The sequence below is a fragment of the Zavarzinia aquatilis genome (assembly GCF_003173035.1).
Taxonomy (GTDB): domain Bacteria; phylum Pseudomonadota; class Alphaproteobacteria; order Zavarziniales; family Zavarziniaceae; genus Zavarzinia; species Zavarzinia aquatilis.
In genome coordinates, this window is sequence record NZ_QGLE01000039.1 from 1 (window position 1) to 1276 (window position 1276).

Below are 1276 nucleotides of genomic sequence, written 5' to 3' on the forward strand. Positions count from 1 at the left end.
GCTTCTGGGCCGAGGCCGGCAAGCGCCTCGACTGGATCAGCCCCTACAGCCCCGGCGCCGTCAAGGATGTCTCCTTCGGGCCCGGCGATGTGCACATCCGCTGGTTCCATGACGGCACCCTCAATGTCGCCGCCAATTGCCTCGACCGCCATCTCGCCACCCGCGGCGACAAGGTCGCCATCCTGTGGGAAGGCGACAGCCCGGCCGATTCCCGCGCCATCACCTATCGCGAGCTTCACGCCGAGGTTTCGCGCTTCGCCAATGCCCTGCTCGGCCTCGGCGTCACCAAGGGCGACCGCGTCACCATCTATCTGCCCATGATCCCGGAAGCCGCGGTCGCCATGCTGGCCTGCGCCCGGATCGGCGCCATCCATTCCATCGTCTTCGGCGGCTTCTCCCCCGACAGTCTCGCCGGGCGCATCGTCGACTGCGGCTCCAAGGTCGTCATCACCTCGGACGAGGGCCTGCGCGCCGGCAAGACCGTGCCCCTCAAGGCCAATACCGACAAGGCCCTGGAGCAGTGCCCGGATGTGACCGCCGTCGTCGTCGTCCGCCGCACCGGCGGCAAGATCGCCTTCGCCGAGGGCCGCGACCGCTGGTATCACGAGCTGATCGCCGAAGCCGATCCGGTGAATGTGCCCGCCGCCCAGAATGCCGAGGACCCGCTCTTCATCCTCTATACCTCGGGCTCGACCGGCAAGCCCAAGGGCGTGCTGCACACCACCGGCGGCTATCTCGTCTATGCCTCGATGACCCATGAATATGTCTTCGACTGCAAGGATGACGACATCTACTGGTGCACCGCGGATGTGGGCTGGGTCACCGGCCACAGCTATATCGTCTATGGCCCGCTCGCCAATGGCGCCACCACCCTGATGTTCGAGGGCGTGCCGACCTACCCCGATGCCTCGCGCTTCTGGCAGGTCATCGACAAATACAAGGTCACCATCTTCTACACCGCGCCCACCGCCATCCGCAGCCTGATGCGCGAGGGCGAGGCCCTGGTGAAGGGCACCTCCCGCGCCTCGCTCCGCCTGCTGGGCTCGGTCGGCGAGCCGATCAACCCCGAGGCCTGGCACTGGTATCACAAGGTGGTGGGCGACGAGCGCTGCCCCATCGTCGATACCTGGTGGCAGACCGAGACCGGCGGCATCCTGATCACGCCGCTGCCCGGCGCCATCGCCCTGAAGCCCGGCTCCGCCACCCTGCCCTTCTTCGGCGTCGCGCCCCAGGTGGTCGACGCCGAGGGCAATGTGCTCGAGGGCGCGACCGAGGG

General features: G+C 67.6%; 1 protein-coding gene. It reads left to right on the plus strand.

From position 1 onward, the window contains the following. The coding region (locus DKG74_RS21375; RefSeq protein WP_109908198.1) for an acetate--CoA ligase at window positions 1–1276 on the plus strand (1276 nt) is incomplete at both ends.